The organism is Achromobacter sp. AONIH1, from assembly GCF_002902905.1.
GTDB lineage: Bacteria > Pseudomonadota > Gammaproteobacteria > Burkholderiales > Burkholderiaceae_B > Achromobacter.
Map to the genome: position 1 here is coordinate 4,725,110 of NZ_CP026124.1, position 18,699 is coordinate 4,743,808.

17 protein-coding genes are annotated in these 18,699 nt (G+C 69.5%); 6 read left to right on the forward strand and 11 right to left on the reverse strand.

Features of this window, described 5'->3' with window-relative positions:
- Nucleotides 1-9 precede the first annotated feature (9 nt).
- On the reverse strand, nucleotides 10-714 hold the full coding sequence (gene ypfH / locus C2U31_RS21660) for an esterase (RefSeq protein ID WP_103274667.1): 705 nt from the start codon (nucleotides 712-714) through the stop codon (nucleotides 10-12).
- A 247-nt stretch (nucleotides 715-961) separates the two neighbouring features.
- Between ypfH and C2U31_RS21665 the strand changes: the two genes are divergently transcribed.
- Nucleotides 962-2,473: an amino acid permease gene (locus C2U31_RS21665; protein ID WP_103274668.1), complete on the forward strand. Its 1,512-nt coding sequence runs from the start codon at nucleotides 962-964 to the stop codon at nucleotides 2,471-2,473.
- A gap of 39 nt (nucleotides 2,474-2,512) precedes the next feature.
- Here C2U31_RS21665 and trpA read toward each other — a convergent pair whose 3' ends face one another.
- Both trpA and trpB read right to left on the reverse strand, forming a co-directional pair.
- Nucleotides 2,513-3,298, reverse strand: coding sequence for a tryptophan synthase subunit alpha (trpA, locus tag C2U31_RS21670; protein ID WP_103274669.1), 786 nt, complete (start codon nucleotides 3,296-3,298; stop codon nucleotides 2,513-2,515).
- Nucleotides 3,285-4,502: a tryptophan synthase subunit beta gene (gene trpB, locus C2U31_RS21675; protein WP_103274670.1), complete on the reverse strand. Its 1,218-nt coding sequence runs from the start codon at nucleotides 4,500-4,502 to the stop codon at nucleotides 3,285-3,287. The genes trpA and trpB overlap by 14 nt, the downstream gene beginning before the upstream one ends.
- 129 nt (nucleotides 4,503-4,631) lie before the next feature.
- Between trpB and C2U31_RS21680 the strand changes: the two genes are divergently transcribed.
- Nucleotides 4,632-5,510 carry a LysR substrate-binding domain-containing protein gene (locus C2U31_RS21680; RefSeq protein WP_103274671.1) on the forward strand — a complete coding sequence of 293 codons (879 nt, stop codon included), beginning with the start codon at nucleotides 4,632-4,634 and terminating at the stop codon, nucleotides 5,508-5,510.
- Nucleotides 5,511-5,616: 106 nt separating this feature from the next.
- Nucleotides 5,617-6,129, forward strand: coding sequence for a GNAT family N-acetyltransferase (locus C2U31_RS21685; protein WP_103276506.1), 513 nt, complete (start codon nucleotides 5,617-5,619; stop codon nucleotides 6,127-6,129).
- A 43-nt stretch (nucleotides 6,130-6,172) separates the two neighbouring features.
- Here the strand turns inward: C2U31_RS21685 and C2U31_RS21690 are convergent, their stop codons facing one another.
- From C2U31_RS21690 to C2U31_RS21725, 8 genes are all read right to left on the reverse strand, one after another.
- On the reverse strand, nucleotides 6,173-6,703 hold the full coding sequence (locus tag C2U31_RS21690) for a DedA family protein (protein ID WP_103274672.1): 531 nt from the start codon (nucleotides 6,701-6,703) through the stop codon (nucleotides 6,173-6,175).
- A 143-nt stretch (nucleotides 6,704-6,846) separates the two neighbouring features.
- Nucleotides 6,847-8,376: a sodium:solute symporter gene (locus tag C2U31_RS21695; RefSeq protein WP_103274673.1), complete on the reverse strand. Its 1,530-nt coding sequence runs from the start codon at nucleotides 8,374-8,376 to the stop codon at nucleotides 6,847-6,849.
- A 9-nt stretch (nucleotides 8,377-8,385) separates the two neighbouring features.
- Nucleotides 8,386-8,649: a hypothetical protein gene (locus C2U31_RS21700; RefSeq protein ID WP_103274674.1), complete on the reverse strand. Its 264-nt coding sequence runs from the start codon at nucleotides 8,647-8,649 to the stop codon at nucleotides 8,386-8,388.
- A gap of 88 nt (nucleotides 8,650-8,737) precedes the next feature.
- The gene (locus C2U31_RS21705) at nucleotides 8,738-10,981 is read right to left on the reverse strand and encodes a N,N-dimethylformamidase beta subunit family domain-containing protein (protein ID WP_103274675.1); all 2,244 of its coding nucleotides are present in this window, start codon (nucleotides 10,979-10,981) and stop codon (nucleotides 8,738-8,740) included.
- A gap of 37 nt (nucleotides 10,982-11,018) precedes the next feature.
- A complete protein-coding gene (locus tag C2U31_RS21710) occupies nucleotides 11,019-11,315 on the reverse strand; it encodes a hypothetical protein (protein ID WP_103274676.1) in 297 nt (98 codons plus the stop codon).
- A gap of 122 nt (nucleotides 11,316-11,437) precedes the next feature.
- Nucleotides 11,438-12,418: an AraC family transcriptional regulator gene (locus tag C2U31_RS21715; RefSeq protein ID WP_103274677.1), complete on the reverse strand. Its 981-nt coding sequence runs from the start codon at nucleotides 12,416-12,418 to the stop codon at nucleotides 11,438-11,440.
- A 90-nt stretch (nucleotides 12,419-12,508) separates the two neighbouring features.
- Nucleotides 12,509-13,579, reverse strand: a complete 1,071-nt coding sequence (locus tag C2U31_RS21720) for an AraC family transcriptional regulator (RefSeq protein ID WP_103274678.1) — start codon at nucleotides 13,577-13,579, stop codon at nucleotides 12,509-12,511.
- Between the two features lie 75 nt (nucleotides 13,580-13,654).
- Nucleotides 13,655-14,656 carry a phosphotransferase enzyme family protein gene (locus C2U31_RS21725; protein WP_158658434.1) on the reverse strand — a complete coding sequence of 334 codons (1,002 nt, stop codon included), beginning with the start codon at nucleotides 14,654-14,656 and terminating at the stop codon, nucleotides 13,655-13,657.
- A gap of 267 nt (nucleotides 14,657-14,923) precedes the next feature.
- Between C2U31_RS21725 and fabG the strand changes: the two genes are divergently transcribed.
- The 3 genes from fabG (at nucleotide 14,924) to C2U31_RS21740 (ending at nucleotide 18,563) form a co-directional block, all read left to right on the forward strand.
- A complete protein-coding gene (gene fabG / locus C2U31_RS21730; protein WP_103274680.1) occupies nucleotides 14,924-15,694 on the forward strand; it encodes a 3-oxoacyl-ACP reductase FabG in 771 nt (256 codons plus the stop codon).
- Between the two features lie 76 nt (nucleotides 15,695-15,770).
- Nucleotides 15,771-17,192: an APC family permease gene (locus C2U31_RS21735; protein WP_158658435.1), complete on the forward strand. Its 1,422-nt coding sequence runs from the start codon at nucleotides 15,771-15,773 to the stop codon at nucleotides 17,190-17,192.
- Between the two features lie 48 nt (nucleotides 17,193-17,240).
- On the forward strand, nucleotides 17,241-18,563 hold the full coding sequence (locus C2U31_RS21740) for an aspartate aminotransferase family protein (RefSeq protein WP_199770868.1): 1,323 nt from the start codon (nucleotides 17,241-17,243) through the stop codon (nucleotides 18,561-18,563).
- Nucleotides 18,564-18,699: the final 136 nt, after the last annotated feature.

The window sequence follows — 18,699 nt, forward strand, 5'->3', positions numbered from 1 at the left end:
CGCGCCGGTTCAATGCACGGTGGTGCCGTCCGGCGGGCTCTGGTCCAGCCCCAGCGCCGCTTCCCAGCTGCGCAGCGGCACGCAGGTCTGCAGGCGCACGATGGCGCGCTGGATCAGCGCCGGATGCAGCTCGTGCCCCAGGCCGGTGGCCACGTCGATGGTGGAATCGCCATGCAGCTCGTTCAGCCGGGCCTGCGCCGCCTGGATGAGCGCCACGTCCATGACCGGATCGGCCGAGCCATGCAGCAGGTGCAGCGTGGTGTAGCGCGGCGCGGTCCTGGGCAGTTCGGCGTAGCGCCCCGAGAACGCCATCACGCGGCCGGCCATGCCGTCATGCGCCTGCACCAGCTCCAGCGCCATGATGGCGCCCTGCGAGAAGCCGGCCAGGGCCGTGTCCGATTGCAGCAGGCCGAAGCGTTGCTGCGCCTGCTGCACATAGGCGGCCAGCGCCGGCAATGCCGCCGCCACCCGCGCGGGACGGTTTTCCTCGGTCACGCCGCGCACCGAGAACCACTGGCGGCCGGCGCCGCCGCCATCGAAGGGCTCGAAGCCTTCAGGGATCAGCACCGCAGCCGTGGGAAAGGCGGCGCGCACCGCGTCGGCCAGCGGCAGCAGGCTGTCCGGCGTGCCGCCGACCCCGTGCAGCAGGATGAACAGCTGGCGCACGTCCACGCCCGGCTCGGGCAGAAATTCGATTTGAGGGGAATGGGCCATGATGCTGCTCCTGCGGGCGTGGGCGCGCGGCCGCGCCCGGAAATTCCGGACATTGTAAAATGCCGGGCTTTGCCGTCCAGCCCGGCGTCCGCGCCGCCTGGCGCGGCGCCCGTCCAGGACGCCAAGCGGCCTGGACCTTCAAGGCCACGGACTACAGTTCCCGCCCCCCTGGGCGAGGCGGAACCGGCCCCTGTCCGGCATCCACCCGATACGGCCCCTTGCAACAAATACCCCTGGCATTCCAACAATGACGACACCGACGACAGATTCGGGGACCCCTGCGGGCAGCGCGAATCAGCTGCAGCGCGTGCTCAAGGCGCGCCACCTGACCATGATCGCGCTCGGCGGCGCCATCGGCACGGGCCTGTTCATCGCCTCCGGCGCGGCGATCGCCGAGGCCGGTCCCGGCGGCGCGCTGCTGGTCTACCTGGTGATCGGCCTGATGGTCTATTTCATCATGACCAGCCTGGGCGAACTGGCCACCTTCATGCCGGTGTCCGGCTCCTTCTGCACCTATGCCTCGCGCTACGTGGATCCGGGCTTCGGCTTCGCGCTGGGCTGGACCTTCTGGTTCAGCTGGGCCACCGTGGTGGCCGTGGACGTGGTGGCGGCGCAGCTGGTCATGGCCTACTGGTTCCCGGATTCGCCCGGATGGATCTGGAGCGTGGCCTTCCTGGCGCTGACCTTCGGCCTGAACGCCTTCTCGGCGCGCGGCTTCGGCGAATCCGAATACTGGTTCGCGCTGATCAAGGTCATCGCCGTGCTGTGCTTCATCGTCGTGGGCCTGGGCATGCTGGTCGGCATCATACACAGCGGCGACCAGATCGGCCTGGTCAACTGGAGCGTGGGCGACGCGCCCTTCGTCGGCAACTTCGCCACCTGGGTGGGCGTGGCCATGGTGGTGGCCTATTCGTTCCAGGGCACCGAGCTGGTCGGCGTGGCCGCCGGCGAATCCGAAAACCCGCGCCGCAACGTGCCGCGCGCCATCAACCACGTGTTCTGGCGCATCCTGCTGTTCTACGTGCTGGCCATCCTGATCATCGGCCTGCTCATTCCCTATACCGATCCGCAACTGCTGCGCAACGAGGTCGGCGATATCGCCGTCAGCCCGTTCACGCTGGTGTTCCAGCACGCCGGCCTGCTGTCGGCGGCGACGGTCATGAACGCGGTCATCCTGACCTCGGTGCTGTCGGCCGGCAACTCCGGCATGTACGCCGCCACGCGCATGCTGTTCAACATGGCCGTGGACGGCCAGGCGCCCGCCTTCTTCAAGCGCCTGACGCGCGGCGGCGTGCCGCTGCGCGCGCTGCTGGCCACCACCGTGCTGGCCTGCCTGTGCATGTTCAGCGTGGTCTACAGTCCCAAGGCGGTCTATATCTGGCTGCTGAACTTCGCCGGCATGACCGAGTTCATCGTCTGGCTCAGCATCGCGGTCAGCCACTACCGCTTCCGCCAGGGCTATGTGAAACAGGGCTACGACACCGCCGACCTGCCCTACAAGGCCGGCCTGTTCCCCTTCGGCCCGCTGCTGGCCTTCGTGCTGTGCCTGCTGGTGACGCTGGGCCAGAACTACCAGGCCTTCCTGGAACAGCGCATCGACTGGATCGGCGTGATCTCCACCTATCTGGCGATCCCGCTGTTCCTGGCCTTCTGGATCGGTCACCGGCTGCTGCGCAAGTCGCGCTGGATTCCCTACGCGGACATGCGCTACTACGGCGTGGACGCCAACGGCGCGCCGCCGCCCGCCGCGCGTTCCTGACGCGTGCGCGGCCGCCCGGCATGCCGGGCGGGCCACCCTCTACTGCCGCAAGGCGCCGGCCAGCAGCCGCACTTCCTCCAGCGCGCCGGGCACGCCGCGCTCGGCCAGCACCTCGGCCAGCCGGGAACCGACCACCACCAGGTCGGCATGCCTGCCCACCACCCTGGCCTGCTTTGGTGTGCGCACGCCGAAACCCGCCGCCACCGGCAAGCCCGTATGCGCGCGCACCTTGGCCAGCGCCCGGGCGATGCGGTCCTCGTCCGGCAGCTCGGCCCCGGTCGTGCCGGCCAGCATGATGTGATAGACGAAACCGCCCGCGTCGCGCAGCGTGTCGGCCAGCCGGGAATCCTCGGAGGTCGGCGCCGACATGCGGATCAGGTGCATCCCGTGCTCGCGCAACTGGCGGTCGATCTCGCCCGCGTGTTCCAGCGGCAGGTCGACCAGGATCAGCCCGTCCACGCCCGCCTCGCCCGCATCCCGGGCGAAGGCCGCGACGCCATGGCGCAGGATGGGATTGAGATAGCCCATCAGCACCACCGGCGTCCGGCTCTCCGTCTCGCGCAGGGCGCGCACCAGGGCCAGCGTGCGCTTCAAGGTCTGCCCGCCAGCCAGCGCGCGCGCATTGGCCTGCTGCAGGATCGGGCCGTCGGCCACCGGATCGCTGAACGGCATGCCCAGCTCGATCACGTCCGCGCCGGCCGCCGGCAGGCCGCGCAGCAGCGCCAGCGAAGCTTCCGGATCGGGGTCGCCCGCCGCGAAATAGGCGGCCAGGCCGCTGCGTCCGGCGCGGCGCAGCGCGCCGAGGGTATGGTCAAGCCGGTTCATGTGCTGCCTCGTCATATTGGGTAACGGTGTCCAGGTCCTTGTCGCCGCGCCCGCTCAGGCACACGATCAGGATGTCGTCGGGCCGCATGCGGGGCGCGAGTTCGCGCGCATGAGCCAGCGCATGGGCGCTTTCCAGCGCCGGCAGGATGCCCTGCCGGCGGGTCAGCCAGTGGAAGGCGGACACGGCCTGCGCGTCGGTCACGGAGACATAGTCCACGCGCTTGCGGTCGTGCAGCAGCGCATGCTCCGGCCCCACGCCCGGGTAGTCCAGGCCCGCCGAGATCGAATGCGCATTGATGATCTGGCCATCCTCGTCCTGCAGGTAATAGCTGTGGCAGCCGTGCAGCACGCCGGGGCAGCCGGCCCCCAGGCTGGCCGCGTGAGCGCCGCTGGCCAGGCCCAGCCCGCCCGCTTCCACGCCTATCATCCGCACGCCCGCATCGCCCAGGAAGGGATAGAAGAAGCCCAGCGCGTTCGAACCGCCGCCGACGCAGGCGACCATGGCATCCGGCAGGCGCCCGGTCCGGGCCAGGATCTGCTCGCGCGTCTCGTCGCCGATCACGCGCTGGAACTCGCGCACCAGCCAGGGATAGGGATGCGGGCCCGCGCCGGTGCCCAGCAGATAGTAGGTGTCGGCGACGTTGGCGATCCAGTCGCGCAGCGCCTCGTTCATCGCATCCTTCAGCGTCGCGGTGCCGGTATGGACGGCGCGCACCTGCGCGCCCAGCATGCGCATGCGGCGCACATTGACGGACTGGCGCGCCATGTCCTGCGCGCCCATGTAGACCACGCATTGCAGGCCGTACAGCGCGCACACCGTCGCGGTGGCCACGCCATGCTGGCCCGCGCCGGTCTCGGCGATGATGCGGCGCTTGCCCATGCGGCGCGCCAGCAGGATCTGGCCCAGGCAGTTGTTTATCTTGTGGGCGCCGGTGTGGTTCAAGTCCTCGCGCTTCAGGTAGATGCGCGCCCCGCCCAGCTCGTCGGAAATGCCCTCGGCCAGAAACAACGGGCTGGGCCGGCCCACGTAATCGGCCAGCATGGCGCGGAAGGACCGCCAGAAGTCCGGATCCTCGCGCAGTGCGCGGAAGGCGCGTTCCAGTTCATCGAGGGCGGGGATGAGGGTTTCGGGCATGTAGCGCCCGCCATAGGGCCCGAATTGGCCATGGCGGTCGGGAATGTCCGGATGGGAAGCTGGCTGCATGAGTCACGGATTCCATTTGCGGTGCTGGCTCGGACGAGCCGGGATTTCCGTTTATGCTAGCTTTCATCAAACCAGTTTTAAATCAATGATTTGTTTATCATCAATGTTAGCTGAACTAACAACCTGATCATGAGACGCCTGCCCTCCCTGAACGCGCTGCGCTTCTTCGACAGCGCCGCCCGCCAGCTGAGCTTCAGCCTGGCCGCCAAGGAACTGTGCGTGACGCACAGCGCCGTCAGCCAACAGATCCGGCAGCTGGAGCAATGGTTCGACTGCCCGCTGTTCGAGCGCCGCGCCGGCGGCGTCCAGCTGACCGCCGCCGGCCTGGACCTGCAGCGCGCGGCCGAGGACGCCTTCGACCTGCTGGAGCGCCGCTGCGACGCGCTCAGGCGCAGCACCCAGCCTTCCGAGCTGGCCGTGGGCGCGCCGGCCAGTTTCCTGTCCAACTGGCTCATCCCCCGGCTGGAGCGTTTCGAGGCCGCGCATCCCGACATCCGCATCCGCCTGCAGACCGCGGCGGACGCCGCCCTGCTGAACACCCGGCGCGTCGACGCGCTGATCCTGGCCGGCCGCGATTGGCCGCGCGAGTGGGCCGTGACGCCGCTGCTGGCCGAGGCCACCGGCCCGGTCTGCGCGCCAGCCTGGGCCGCCCGCCTGTCGCGTCCGGCCGACGTGCTGGACGCGCCGCTGCTGCACACCAGCTCGCGGCCCGAGGCCTGGCGGGACTGGGCCGGCCGCGTCGGCGTGAAGCTGGCCCCGCGTCATCCCGGCCGCGAATTCGATCATCTGGGGCACATGCTGGAAGCGGCTGCCGCCGGCCTGGGCGTGGCCATCGCGCCGGCCGTGCTGGTTGAGGCCGAGCTGCATCGCGGCCGCCTGGCCGCGCCGCTGGGCTTCGTCGATAGCGGCGCCGCCTTCAGCCTGTGCACGCTGAAGGCGCAGGATGGCGCGCCCCCCGCGCTGGCGCGGCTGCGCGACTGGCTGCTGGCCGACGCGGCGGCGGTGTGAACGCGGACGGCCGAACAGGCGCGAACGACGCCGCCGACGGCCGCGCCCAGGTATGCCGCTGGCGCGAATCTATACTGCGAACTTCATCAATTTCCACAACACCTCCATGGCCCCCGCCTCCGTCCTGATCGAACGCGCCTGCGAACAACACGTCCCGGGCATCACCGCGCTGCATGGCGATCCGGACGTCGCGCGCCAGGTCCTGCAGTTGCCCTACCCGTCGCTGGAAAGATGGCGCAAGCGCATGGAACAGGACAGCGAAAGGCGCGTCGGCCTGGTCGCCACGGTGCAGGGCGAGGTGGCGGGATACGCCAGCCTGGAGCAATTCGAACGCGTCCGGCGCAGCCATTGCGGCAGCGTCGGCATCGCGGTCGCGAAGGGCTGGCACGGCCAGGACATCGGCGGCCGCCTGCTTGGCGCGCTGCTGGACGTGGCCGACAACTGGATGAACCTGCGCCGGGTGGAACTGATGGTCTATACCGACAACGAACCCGCCATCGCCCTGTACCGCAAGCACGGCTTCGAGGTCGAAGGCGAACTGCGCGACTACGCGGTGCGCGACGGCCGCCATGTCAACGCCTACGCCATGGCCAGGTTGCGCGACGCCGACCCGCGTTGAATGCCGGGCGGGCCGCTGGCCTGCCCACTCGCCTGCCCTGGCGCTAGCGGCCCATGAACCAGCCCACGCCCGCCCAGCCCGGCGCCAGCAGGGCCGCCGCCCACAGGAAAGCCGAGGCCCAGTTGGCCGCCTGGAACGGCCCGCGCCGCATCTCGAAAATGCCGGCCAGCGTCGGCACCGTGGCGCGCAAGGGCCCGAAGAAGCGGCACAGCACGATGCTCAGCACGCCCCAGCGCTTGATGAAAGCCGCCGCGCGCAGCACCTGGCGCGGCCGGCGCCGCAGCGGCGCCCATTGCAGCAGCGCCGGCCCGACCTTCACGCCCAGCGCATAAGCGACCCAGTCGCCCAGCGCGGCGCCGATCGCGATGGCCAGCCAGACGGGCGCGAACTGCCCCGCGCCCGACCCCAGCACGGCCCCGATCGACAGCAGCAGCGCCGTGCCCGGCACGAACAGCGCCACCAGCGGCAGTGACTTCACGAAGGCGAAAGCGAAGCCGATGGCCGGCAGCCATTGCTCGTGGGCGCGGGCAAAGCCCAGGATCTGGTCGATGAGGTTGCCGAAGAAATCGGGCATCGTGGAACGGGAGCGCGGCAGGTCTGGAAAAGCGCCCACCTTAGCACGCAGGCTCGGGCGCCTGCCCAGCCGGGGCCGACCGCCGCGCCCGTCGCCCTGCGTTCGTTCCACACGCAGGGGCCACGCGGACGCGGCCAGTCCGTTCAGGCCCGGACCGGACGCGCCGTTGGCAGCCCCGCCGGCGCGTCTGCCTTGGCGCGCCCCGCGTCGAACAGACGCCGGACCCGCTCGCGTTCCTGCTCCGATTGGCCGAAGCAGACATGGCAGCCCAGGTACAGCAACAGGTTGACGCCCAGCGCCAGCACGCCCGAGGTCAGGCTGCCCAACCCCGGCATGTCGTCGGGATAGAACCAGGTCAGCACCGCCGCCAGCGTGAAGCCGCAGCCCATCGACAGCAAGGCGCCGATGCGGTTGCCGCCGCGCCAGAACATGCCCAGGAACAGCGGCACCGCCAGCTGCACGATGCCCTGGTAGGACATCTGCGCCAGCAGTTGCAGCCGTGGGAAATCGTAGGTCAGGAAGGCCACCACCGAGGCCCCCAGCATGAACACCGCCATCGAGGCCTTGGCGATGATGGTCATCTGCCGGTCCGTGCGCGGCGACACCACCTGCACGATGTCGTTGGCGATCTGCGCCCCGCAGACCTGCACGCAGCCGTCCACCCAGCCCATGCTGGCGGCCAGCACGATGACGATGGCCAGGCCCAGCATCCATTCGCCGCCCACGTGGTACAGCAGCGTGAACCAGCCGTCCTGCGGCTTGGCGCTGACCACGTCCAGGCCGCTGGCGGCCAGCGCCACCAGCGTCAGCAGCGCGTAGAAGCCGCCGGCCACGATCATGGTCTGCACCGTGCCCTTCTTCACCGCGCCCACGCCGCTGGCGGTGTAGATGCGCTGGTAGCTGGTCGGCCAGCACAGCGAGCCGATAACGCCCGTCAGGATCAGGCTGGACACGTACCAGATGCCGTACTGGCCGCCCTGCCCCGGCAGGCGCAGCAGCTCGGACGGCAGCGTCGCCAGATTCGCGTAGGACGCCTCGCGGCTGAACCAGAGCAGGCCCAGGCACAGCAGCGCGCTGCCGCCATAGGCCACGATGCCCTGGACCAGGTCGGTGATGACCAGGCCGCGCATGCCCATCTGCACCGTCCAGATCTGTCGTACGCCGATCAGGGCCACGCCCGCGACCAGGCTGGCGCCCACGCTCCAGGTGCCGAAGCTGGCGAAATGGAACAGCACAGCCATGGCCTGGATGCCCAGGACCAGCCAGGGAAACAGGCAGATGATGCCGATCAGGCTGGCGATCACGCGCACCGCCTTCGAATCGAAGCGCATGCCCAGCATGTCGCACTGGGTGCGCAGGTCGAAGCGCTTGCCCCAGACCCAGGCCCGTTCCGCCATCAGGTACATGGCGGTCACGCCCAGCAGCGAGTAGGCCAGCGCATAAAGGCCCAGCACGCCCGCGCCGGCGCTCAGGCCGAAGAAGGCCGTGTAGGTGGCGCCGGGCCACCATGAGTTGGTGTACGACATGGCGATGAACCAGGCGGAAAAGGACCGGCCGCCCACCGCGTAGTCGGTGAAGGTGCCGCTGCTGCGCTTGGTGGCATAGAGGATCACGACGATCAACGCCATGAATCCGAACAGCATGCCGAAGGTGATCAGGGTGGATCCGTTCATGGCGTTCTCTCAGGAATGTTCGTTGTCCAGCTCGTCGCCGAACTCGCCGCGCAGGCGCTCCACGCGCATCAGCAAGGCGATGCCGGCCACCAGCAGCACGGCGTCGATCAGCCAGTAGGCGATCGCCAGCGGCATGCCCAGCACCAGCGCGCGCTGGCCGCCCGCGGCCAGGTAGAACGGCGGGAACACCGCCAGCAGCAGGCAGCCTCCCAGCCACAGGCCGACGATGGCGGACTTGGCCCGCGCCGGCAGTTTGATGATCAGGTCTTTCATTGCGGCCTCCGGCGCGCCGGCTGCGCCGCCCGAGGGACGGTCCCGCGGGCGGCGCGATGGAAAGGAAAATGGAAGGGACGGCCCGGGGCTAGAAGGGCTCGGGGTCCAGGAAGCGGTTCAGGACGTTGCGCATGATCCGGGACACGTTGTTGTCGTAGCCGTTGTGCGACAGGCTGCCGGCCCAGGCGATGGACCCGGTCGAGAACACCGCCCCGCCGGCCGCCGTCTCGTAGAAGACCAGGTCCGCCTTCACCAGCGGGCTGACGGTGCCGCCGGTGCCCGGGTAGTTGATGAGGATTTCCTCGGCCACCACCTGATAGATGTCGGAATGGCCGGTCGAGGACGCCAGCACCAGCGTGTTCGGCGGGCTGCCCAGCAGGCGATCGACATGATCCAGCTCCAGCCCGGCCGCGCCGTTGCCGACCAGCCCGAAGTCGCCGATGCGCTCGTCGTCCGCGATGCCCTCGAAGATGAAGCGGGCGCGCGGATCGAAGCTGCCTTCCTGGCGCAGGTAGTACGAGGAATCATCGAAGCCCTGGGCGATGAAGCCGTTGCCGGCGATCATCTGCGGCGGCCGTCCCTGGCGCCGCCAGAGACCGCCGTACTCGCCGGTGAAGCTGTGGTAGTACTCGCCCGGTTCGGCCGCCCAGGCGCGGGTGCCGTCCTCGTTGCGGCGCACCTCCATCACGCCCGGCACCGAGGGATTGAAGGCCACGCGCCAGTACCAGGTGTTGCCGCCCATCGAGATGATGCGCCCGCCCCGACCGCGAAATGCGTCCACCGCGTCCCACATTTCCTTGGACCAGTACTCGGAATGGCTGCTGGTGACCAGCACGTCGTAATCGCCCAGCGCCGCCTCGCCCTGGTAATGCAGGTCTTCGTCCGACAGGCAGTCGTAGCCGTAACCCTGCGCCTCCAGCCAGTCCGTGACATGCGTGTCGGCGTTGAATTGCCACAGCGCGGAACCGCGTCCGCCCAGCCAGGAGCGGTACTTCGGCCGCATGTTCAGGATGGGCCGCAGCCGCGAGGTGTAGCAAACGCCCGCGCCGTCGCTGTGCACGTCGTAACAGGAGTTGCCGTATTCGCGGTGCTCGCTGAGGAACACGTCGTTCTTGCGCAGCACCGCCACCTGGTCGGTCAACAGCTGCGCCAGCGGCGCGTCGGTGGGCATGTGCTCGTTGGCATAGGCCATGTAGCTGGCGGTGGGCACCAGGTAGGCGATGCGGTTGCCGGTCTGGCCCGGCGTGGCGCGGACCACGAAGGGGATGAACTCCTCGTCGTCCCCGCAGCGCAGATGGGCCGCGTACAGGCCGGACCGCAGCGATGCCGGCACGGTCAGCGAGAAATCGGTCTCCCAGCCGGCGTCGTGGACGCTGTCGTCGTGAAAGTGCATCGCCCCGTACTGCCGGGGAGCGTGGCGCCAGTTCATTTCCTCGCCGGTCCAGTTGGCGCCCTTCATCGCGCGCACTGGCAGGTTGAGCGTGCGGCCGTGCAGCTGGTTGCCGCTGACGTCCTCGATCGACTCGGATTCCATCCGGCGCGAGAAATCCCACACCCCCACCACGCCGGCCGTGCGCATGCCCTGGAACGACGGATCTTCCAGCGCGCGGATCTCTGCCTCGTCCAGCGCGCGGGCGCTCAGCCGGGGACGGTCGATCTTGCCGTTCATCAGCGCCGTTCCGATGATGCGGCCGCCTGCCGGCGCGGGCGTCGCGGCGAAGGCCAGCAGGGTCTGCCCGTCCAGCGCCGGCGCCGATTGCCGCCGCTGCACGCGGGCGCGGTCGTCGACGCGGGCGTAGACGCGGTGCGGCACCTGATGCAAGGTGAGCACGCCTTCTTCCGCGTCGATCGACAAGGCCACCGAATACCACTCGCGCGCCAGCATGGGCTTGCCGCTGGCCACGGTCTCGGTCCGCCCGCCTTGCGCCAGCACCGCCTCCAGCTCGCCCCGGGCATTGATATCCAGCCGCACGCCCTGGCCGGCGTCGGGATTCCACAGACTCATGATGGTCTGCGCCCGACCGCCCGGCCGCGTCGGCCAGACGATGGCCTGCAGCGTCATCGAACGCAGCCGCGCGAAGTGACGGTTGCCGTCGACACAGGCCCAGGAGCCGCAGTGGATCCGCTGCTCCCGTCCATCATGGCGCCCCTCGATGCTGCTGGGCACGTGCGCTTCCTTGTAGCCGGGCCCCGCCGGATTCATGTCGCCGTGGATGATACGCACGAGCCGCGCCTCATACGGCCGGGCGGGCCGCGCGCTCACCTTGAAGGCGATCGTCTCGCCGCCCGCCACGCTGATCTTGTCGCTATAGCCGGTAATGCTGCTGTTCATTGCTTGTCTCCCATGCTTGCGCTCATTGCCCGCGCCGTCAGTCTTGCAACGCCTGCCCGAAGTGTTGTTCCCAGCGGGCCTTGAAGACGAACCATTCGGCGTCCTCGATGCGGTCGAAGACTGCGCCCGCGATGAGCTCGACAGGGTCATTGCGGGTCGCGCCGAGCCGGGCGGCCTGCCAGGGGCCGTAGTGCGACAGCTCGACCAGCACATGCTTGTGCGCCACGGCCACGCCGCGAAAGCGTTCCAGCAGGCGCTTGAGCGGCTCGCTGTGCGGGCCGCAGGGCCGGGCGCGGAATTCCTCGGCCAGCCCGGGATCGGAGTGCGGTGTCATCGTGTTCCCCTTGGGTTGAAATCGCTTGCGGCCAAGATATCAACCCCCGCCCGGCGGGAATGTCGTGGGAGTGCACGGTTTGTTTGTCCGGCGGCGGGCGGACCGCCGGGCATCACTGCGTGTCAGGAGACGGCGGGCGCGGCCCCGCGCTGGCGCAGTTCGCCGGCGGTACAGCCGAAGCGCTGCCTGAACGCATAACAGAAGTGGGAGAAATTGCTGAATCCGGCGCGGTACATCACTTCCTTGATCGTCAGGTGGTTCAGGCGGGCGTCGGCCAGCATCTCGTAGGCCTGCTGCAAGTGCGCCTCGCGCAGCTGTTCGCCGAAACTGGTGGCGTGCCGCGCCAGGATGCGGTGCACGTACCCCGGCGAGATGCGCAGCTGCTGCGCCACCTGCGCGGCATTCAGCGGCGTCTCTGCGTCGCAGCCCCGGATCCGGCTGACGATCTCCCGGTACAGCCAGTCCGTCCCGCGCCGGCCGCCTTCCGCCGCGCCGGCCTCGTCGCCTTCCTCCTCCTCGCCGCGCAGAAGGATCGCCACCAGCCGCGCCACCTCGGAGGCCAGCGCCGGCCCGAGCCGCTGGCGCGACGCGTCGTTCAGCCGCCACGCCGACTGCGCGAAGCCACGGACCACGCCGGCGAATTCGCCGGGGCCGCGCGGCGCCCGGGCGCAATGCGTCCAGGCGCGCGGATACTCGCTTTCCAGCGCCTGGGCCGGGATGCGGACGGTGGTGTTGCGAAAATTGTCGGCGCAGGACAGCTCGTAGTATTCGCTGCTGCGCACCATGACATAGCCGCCGGCCTGCACATAGCCGTTGCGCCCCTGGTGCTCGAAGTACAGCGGCCCGGTCTCGGGAAAGACCAGCACATAGCTGTCTTCGCCATCGCTGGCGATATGGGCCCGCGTCCGCAGCACGCGCTGCCGGTCGGAGTCGAAGCGCGTCAGGCTGACCCCGCCCAGCGCCTGTTCGGCCAGCTTGCCGCGGATGCCGTGCTTGCGGTCTCCCACGATATCGACGCGGTAGTACACGTCGCCCATGATCTGCTGCCACTTCAGCAATTGGCGCGACGAATCCACGCCTACCGTGCTGTGCACGTGAGCCATGATGCTTCCCCTGTATGGTTTTATGGAACCGCGACTGCGCGCGGCGGCCCGGACCTGCGCGTCCGGGCCGCCGCCTGATGCCCGCTGCTGCTATGCCTCTCCGCCCGCCTCCAGGTAGCCGCGCCGCCACTCGCTGGGCGACATGCCCAGCCAGCGGTGAAAGGCGCGGGAAAACGCGCTGATCTCGGAATAACCGAGCAGGAAAGCCAGTTCGGAAATCTGGATCTCGCGATCCTTCAGATAGTTGAGCGCCAGCTCGCGGCGCACCTCCAGCAGCAGCTCCTGATAGGTGCAGCCGTGGTTGCGCAGGCGCCGCTGCAGCGTCCAGTTCGGGATGTTCAGCGCCCGCGCCACATCGTCGAGCGAAGGCTCGCCGTCGGCCAGCTGGCGGCGGATGGCGGCGGCGGCGCGCTCGACCAGCGATTCGCCCGGCATGCCCGCCAGCCCCAGCTGAGCCAGGTTGTGCCGCAGCAGCGCCAGCAGATGGGCGTCGGCGCCGGGCATGGGCGCGTCCAGCTGCCGCGTCGGCAGCACGATGGCGTTGCAGGGCTGCGCGAACAGCGCCGGCGCGCCGAAGCTGCGCTCGTGCTCGGGCCAGGACTCCGGACGCGCATGCTCGAACAGCACGGCCTCGGGCGACCAGCGGCTGCCCAGCGCGTGGCGCAGAATGTTGAAGAACATGCCCAGCGACAGCTCGGCGTCCTGGCGTCGCGCGGCGATGCTGCGATCCAGGATCTGATATTCGATGCGGCTCAGCTCAGGCTGGCGCACCACGCGCAGGATGGAACGCTGCTGGTGATGATGGAACAATCCGCCGATGTTCTCGAAGGCCGCACCCACCGTCGGCGAGGCCAGCGCGACATAGCCCAGCAGACCCAGCTGGCCCGGCTCGTACTGCTGTCCGTAACGCAGGCCGAAGTTGCCGTTGCAGGTATCGGCCGCCGCCTGCTCCATGACCCGGCAATATAGGTCGAGTCCGAGGCTGCTGGCGGGCTGCCCCAGCGCCGTGGCGCTCACGCCGGCCAGCCCGAGCACGCGGTCCGGATCGCCGCCCTCGAGCAGGATGAAGCTCACCAGACCGGTCGCGGCCGCCGAGAGGATGCTCGACGCCTGCGACCGCGCCGCGGGCGTGGCGCGCAAGCGCGGGGACGTGTCACGCATGCTCCAATTCCTCGATTCTGGTAAGGCTGGAGGTCTTCCAATTCCGGCGGATCATCTCCCCGGACGCAGGGGCCGTCAAGCCATCTTCCGGATGTAGTCCGCCCCCAATTCCGCGGTCGCCGCGACCCAGGCGCCGCCCAGGCTGCGGGCCAGATCGGTCTCGCTGTGCGAGCCCATCCAGGCCAGCAATTGCAGGCGACGCTGCATCAGGAACGTCGGAAACTCATCCCGCTCCGCCTGGGACAGGCTGCCGGCCTGGCAGTAGCCCTCGGCCCAGGCATCCATCAGCCGGTCCCGGTCGGCGCGGTGCTCGATGAAGCTGAGCGTCGAAGCCATATCATGCAGAAACCAGCCCAGGCCGCAATCATCGAAATCGATAACATGGGTGCGCTCGCCATCCACCAGCAGATTGGCGCTGCGCAGGTCGGCATGGATCAGGCCGAAGCGCTCCGGCCCTGTGCCGAAGGCATCGAGCCGTTGACCCAGCAATCGCTCGGTGAGGCGCAGGGTCTCGCGCTGTGCCGGCGTCAGGCCCGGCGCGCGTTCCCACTGTCCCCAATGCGCGGCCGGGCCCACCGTGCCGGCGTGGTCCCAGACCATGCGCTCGAAATGGCCGGGACGCCGCCAGGCGCGCGACTGCGCGTGCATGCGGGCGCTGAGCCAGCCCAGGTGGCGCTGCGAGGCGTCCAGCTTGTCCGGATCGGGAAAACCGCCGTCGATCCAGCGGAACAGCGCTACATAACGCGTGCCCGCCGGCTTGCGCGTGACGCGCTGCAGCACCGTGCCGTCCAGCGCGGGCAAGGCTTGCGGCGTGCCGATGCCGGCCTCGTTCAGCGCGCGCATCCAGTCCAGCTCGGTCTGGATGGCGTTGCGCGTCTGGTAATTCGGACGGTGAATCCGCATCGCGGCCTTGAACCCGGCGCGCCGGTCCTCGATCCGGAACACCGTGTTCTCGGAATGGCTGAGCAGGCCGATGTCGGCGCGCGTGTCCACGCCGTATAACGGCAGCGCGCTGCGCGCCAGGTCGGACAGCTGATCGATGTATCGCCGGTAGGCGGCGTCGTTGCGTTCTGCCATGGGGGGGCTCCGGGCTGGGCTGCGTGGTGGCCCCATCTTCAGCCGGGCCGGCCGCCGGTCGTTAGGCCGTGGCGCGCAGAACTTTGACCGCGGACGGCAAGGCGGCTCAGGGTCAACCCGGAGACCGCGACGATCGCCATGGCCGCGCCCCATGGCCGCTCAGGGTAGACCCTAGGCGTCGCGCCCGATCAAGCAACTGTCCCGGCAGGTCAAGCGCGCGCGGTGGCGCCGGCGCAAGATGGGGCTCCATCCAACCAGGAGCCCGCCATGTTTGCTTCCATCCAAGGAAAAGTCGCCGTGGTGACCGGCGCCAGCCGGGGCATCGGCAAGGGCATCGCCGAAGTCCTGGCCGAACAGGGCGTCCGCGTGGCCGTGATGGCGCGCTCGCGCGACGCGGCCCAGGCCTGCGCCGACGCACTGGTCGCCGCCGGCGGCCAGGCGCGTGGCTATGCCGCGGACGTCGGCGACCGCACCTCGATGGACGCCGCCGCGCGCGCCGTGGCGCGGGACCATGGCGGCATCGACATCGTCTGCGCCAACGCCGGCATCTTCCCCAGCGCGTCGCTGGAAGAGATCGACGGGCCGGCCTGGGACCTGGTGCTGAACACCAATGCGCGCGGCGCGCTCTACACCGTGCAGGCCTGTCTGCCCTGGCTGAAGCAGGCCGAGGCAGGCCGCGTGATCCTGACCTCGTCGATCACCGGCCCCGTCACCGGCTATCCGGGCTGGGCGCACTACGCGGCCAGCAAGGCGGCGCAGCTGGGTTTCATGCGCACCGCCGCGCTGGAACTGGCGCACCACGGCATCACGATCAATGCGGTCCTGCCCGGCAACGTGCTCACCGAGGGGCTGAACGAGATGGGCCCGGACTACCTGGAACAGATGACGCGCTCGGTGCCGCTGCGGCGTCTGGGCAGCGTGCGCGACATCGGCTGGGCGGCGCTGTTCCTGGCCTCGCGCGAGGCCGGCTTCATCACCGGGCAGACGCTGGTGATCGATGGCGGCCAGACCCTGCCCGAAAGCATGGCGGCGCTGTAGCCCGCCGCCCGTGCCAGGCCCGGCGGCCGCTCATCGCCCCTGGCGCCCTTCCCATCCGCATCCGCACGGAGCTCCCATGCCGCCCACCCTGGATCCGGCGTCCGCCGACGCCGAGCACGATGTCTCGAAGTACGGTTATGTGCAGGAGCTGGACCGCAGCATGAACGTCTGGCAGCTCACCGCGTTCGGCCTGAACTACATGGTGCCGATCGCGCCGGCGATCATCTTCGGCATCCTGCTCAAGCTGTCCGGCGGCACCGTCGCCCTGCCCTACCTGCTGGCCGGCGTGGCCATGCTGTTCACCGCCTTCAGCTATGCGGTGATGGTGCGCAATTTCCCGCTGGCCGGCTCGGTCTACAACTACGTCGGCCGGGGCTGCAATCCGTACTTCGGCTTCCTGTCCGGCTGGGTGCTGACGCTGGACTACATCCTCATCCCCACCGTCACCGCGTCCAGCTCCGCCTATTTCGCGCAGCAGTATCTGCCTGGGGTGCCCTACTGGGTGCTGCTGGGCGTGTTCTCCGTCGGCACCGGCATGGTCAACCTGTTCGGCGTGCAGCTCATGTCCCGGCTCGGACTGGGGCTGCTGGTGTTCGGCGAACTGGTGGTCTGGTCCTCCATCGTGGTGTGGGGCCGCGCGGTGGCCGTGGACGGCGCCGGCGTGGGCACGCTGCTGAGCACGCAACCGTTCCAGTTCGACAGCGTCTCCAGCCTGGCGGCCGCCACCTCGCTGGCCATCTTCAGCTTCCTGGGCTTTGACGCCATCACCACGCTGGCCGAGGAAACCCGCCGGCCCAAGCGCGACATTCCCCGCGCCATCTACTGGTGCGTGGGCATCGGCACGCTGACGATGTTCGCCTGCGGTTACGTGGCCATGCTGGCCATCCCCGACTGGCGCCAGCACATCGGCGACGAGGCCTGGCTCAACACCACGCTGTTCCAGGTGTCGCGCGCCACTGGCGGCGAAGCCTTCAGCGTGTTCTTCACGGTCGGCTACCTGACCGCGCTGGGCGTGTTCAACGTGGTCGCCACCGCCGCCGGCGCCCGCCTGCTGTTCGGCATGGGCCGGGACGAGCTGCTGCCGCGCGCGGTCTTCGCCCGCGTCAACCGGCGCTGGCGCACGCCGCACTGGAGCATCCTGCTGATCTGCGCCATCGAGTTCGCGCTCGGCAACTTCGCCAACATGGAAACGCTGTCCAACCTGGTCAACTACGGCGCGATGTTCGCCTTCGCCGCGCTCAACATCTCGGTCGTCTGGCTGTACTACGTGCGCGGCGGCGGCGAGCTGGCCGACGGCAGCCGCCTCCGGCCTCGCGGCGAGCAGCACCTGCGCGACCTGCTGCTGCCCGCCGTCGGGCTGGCCATCATCCTCTACGTGTGGGCGCACATGGACACGCTGGCCCAGATCCTCGGCACCGTCTGGCTGGCCGCCGGCATCGCCTACCTGCTGGCCAAGACGCGCGTCTTCCAGCGGCTGCCTCCGGCGCTCGACCTGTGACCCCCCGCTCTTCTTCCCCGCTGCTTTCCCTCATTGTGGAGACCTGGCATGTCCGCTGACAGCATGCTCGCGCTGAACACCTACGACCCCGCCTCGGCGGCCGTCGCCGACCCGACCATCCGAGGCCTGATCGAACGCCGCCAGCGGATCTTCGGCGCCGCGGTGCCGCTGTTCTATGAAGATCCGGTCCACATCACGCGCGCCGAGGGCGTCTGGCTGTACGACCATGAAGGCCGCGCCTACCTGGACGCCTACAACAACGTGCCCTCGATCGGACACTGCCATCCGCGCGTCGTCGACGCCGTGGCGCGCCAGGCCGCGCAGTTGAACACGCACACGCGCTACCTGTCCGAGGTGGTCTACGCCTATGCCGAAAGGCTGCTGGCGACCTTTCCCGAGGCCCTGTCCAACCTGCTCTTCACCAGCAGCGGCACCGAAAGCGTGGACCTGGCCCTGCGCATGGCGCGCTATCACACGGGCGGCGCCGGCTTCATCGTGACGCGCTTCGCCTATCACGGCCATTCCACCGCCGTGGCCGAGATCACGCCCGCCTTCGGCCCCGGCGTGCCGCTGGGCGTCCATGTGCGCACGGTGCCCGCGCCCCCGCCGGGTCGAAGCGGCGAGGACGTATCCCTGGCCTTCGCCGCCGGCATCGAGCAGGCCATCGCCGACCTGCGCCGGCACGGCATCCGCTTCGCCGGCGCGATCTTCGATTCGATCTTTTCCAGCGACGGGCTGTACGCCGACCCGCCCGGCTTCCTGCGCGCGGCGGCCGAGACCGTGCGGCGCCATGGCGGCGTCTACATCGCCGACGAGGTGCAGCCAGGCTTCGGCCGCACCGGCGCCGGCATGTGGGGCTTCAGTCGCCACGGCATCACGCCCGACCTGGTGGTGATGGGCAAGCCCATGGGCAACGGCATGCCGATAGCGGCCGTGGTCGCGCGGCCCGAGCTGATGGCCTCGTTCTCCGAGCGCTCGGGCTACTTCAACACCTTCGGCGGCAACACGGTCTGCTGCGCCGCCGCCTCGGCGGTGCTGGACGTGCTCCGCGACGAGCGGCTGATCGAGCGTTCCGCCCAGGTCGGCCAGTATTTGAAGGACGGCTTCGAACGCCTGCAACGCGCCGACGCGCGCATTGGCGACGTGCGCGGCGCGGGCCTGTACCTGGGCGTCGAGATCGTCGATCAGGCGGGCGCGCCCGACACGCGCGAGGCGCTGCGCCTGGTGAACGGCCTGCGCCAGCGCCGCATCCTGGTCAGCACCTGCGCCGCCGCCGGCAATGTGCTGAAGATCCGTCCGCCCCTGCCGTTTTCGACCGAGCATTGCGACCTGCTGCTGGACGCGGCCGGACAACTGCTGGCCGCCGGCTGACCCCTCACGCAACGACGCCGGGCGGCCAGACGCCCGGACGCAGACACCAGGAGATCGGACATGAAGCACGCCACCGCCCGCGACAGCGGCCCCGATGCAGCCCCGGCCTCGCCCGCCGGAGCCGCGCAGGAACTGA

Coding starts and splice junctions, on each gene's coding strand:
- C2U31_RS21715 (WP_103274677.1), bottom strand. CDS start 12,418: ATGGCTCACGTGCACAGCACGGTAGGCGTGGATTCGTCGCGCCAATTG.
- C2U31_RS21665 (WP_103274668.1), top strand. CDS start 962: ATGACGACACCGACGACAGATTCGGGGACCCCTGCGGGCAGCGCGAAT.
- C2U31_RS21720 (WP_103274678.1), bottom strand. CDS start 13,579: ATGCGTGACACGTCCCCGCGCTTGCGCGCCACGCCCGCGGCGCGGTCG.
- C2U31_RS21685 (WP_103276506.1), top strand. CDS start 5,617: ATGGCCCCCGCCTCCGTCCTGATCGAACGCGCCTGCGAACAACACGTC.
- ypfH (WP_103274667.1), bottom strand. CDS start 714: ATGGCCCATTCCCCTCAAATCGAATTTCTGCCCGAGCCGGGCGTGGAC.
- fabG (WP_103274680.1), top strand. CDS start 14,924: ATGTTTGCTTCCATCCAAGGAAAAGTCGCCGTGGTGACCGGCGCCAGC.
- C2U31_RS21690 (WP_103274672.1), bottom strand. CDS start 6,703: ATGCCCGATTTCTTCGGCAACCTCATCGACCAGATCCTGGGCTTTGCC.
- C2U31_RS21725 (WP_158658434.1), bottom strand. CDS start 14,656: ATGGCAGAACGCAACGACGCCGCCTACCGGCGATACATCGATCAGCTG.
- C2U31_RS21705 (WP_103274675.1), bottom strand. CDS start 10,981: ATGAACAGCAGCATTACCGGCTATAGCGACAAGATCAGCGTGGCGGGC.
- C2U31_RS21680 (WP_103274671.1), top strand. CDS start 4,632: ATGAGACGCCTGCCCTCCCTGAACGCGCTGCGCTTCTTCGACAGCGCC.
- trpA (WP_103274669.1), bottom strand. CDS start 3,298: ATGAACCGGCTTGACCATACCCTCGGCGCGCTGCGCCGCGCCGGACGC.
- C2U31_RS21740 (WP_199770868.1), top strand. CDS start 17,241: ATGTCCGCTGACAGCATGCTCGCGCTGAACACCTACGACCCCGCCTCG.
- C2U31_RS21735 (WP_158658435.1), top strand. CDS start 15,771: ATGCCGCCCACCCTGGATCCGGCGTCCGCCGACGCCGAGCACGATGTC.
- C2U31_RS21710 (WP_103274676.1), bottom strand. CDS start 11,315: ATGACACCGCACTCCGATCCCGGGCTGGCCGAGGAATTCCGCGCCCGG.
- C2U31_RS21695 (WP_103274673.1), bottom strand. CDS start 8,376: ATGAACGGATCCACCCTGATCACCTTCGGCATGCTGTTCGGATTCATG.
- C2U31_RS21700 (WP_103274674.1), bottom strand. CDS start 8,649: ATGAAAGACCTGATCATCAAACTGCCGGCGCGGGCCAAGTCCGCCATC.
- trpB (WP_103274670.1), bottom strand. CDS start 4,502: ATGCAGCCAGCTTCCCATCCGGACATTCCCGACCGCCATGGCCAATTC.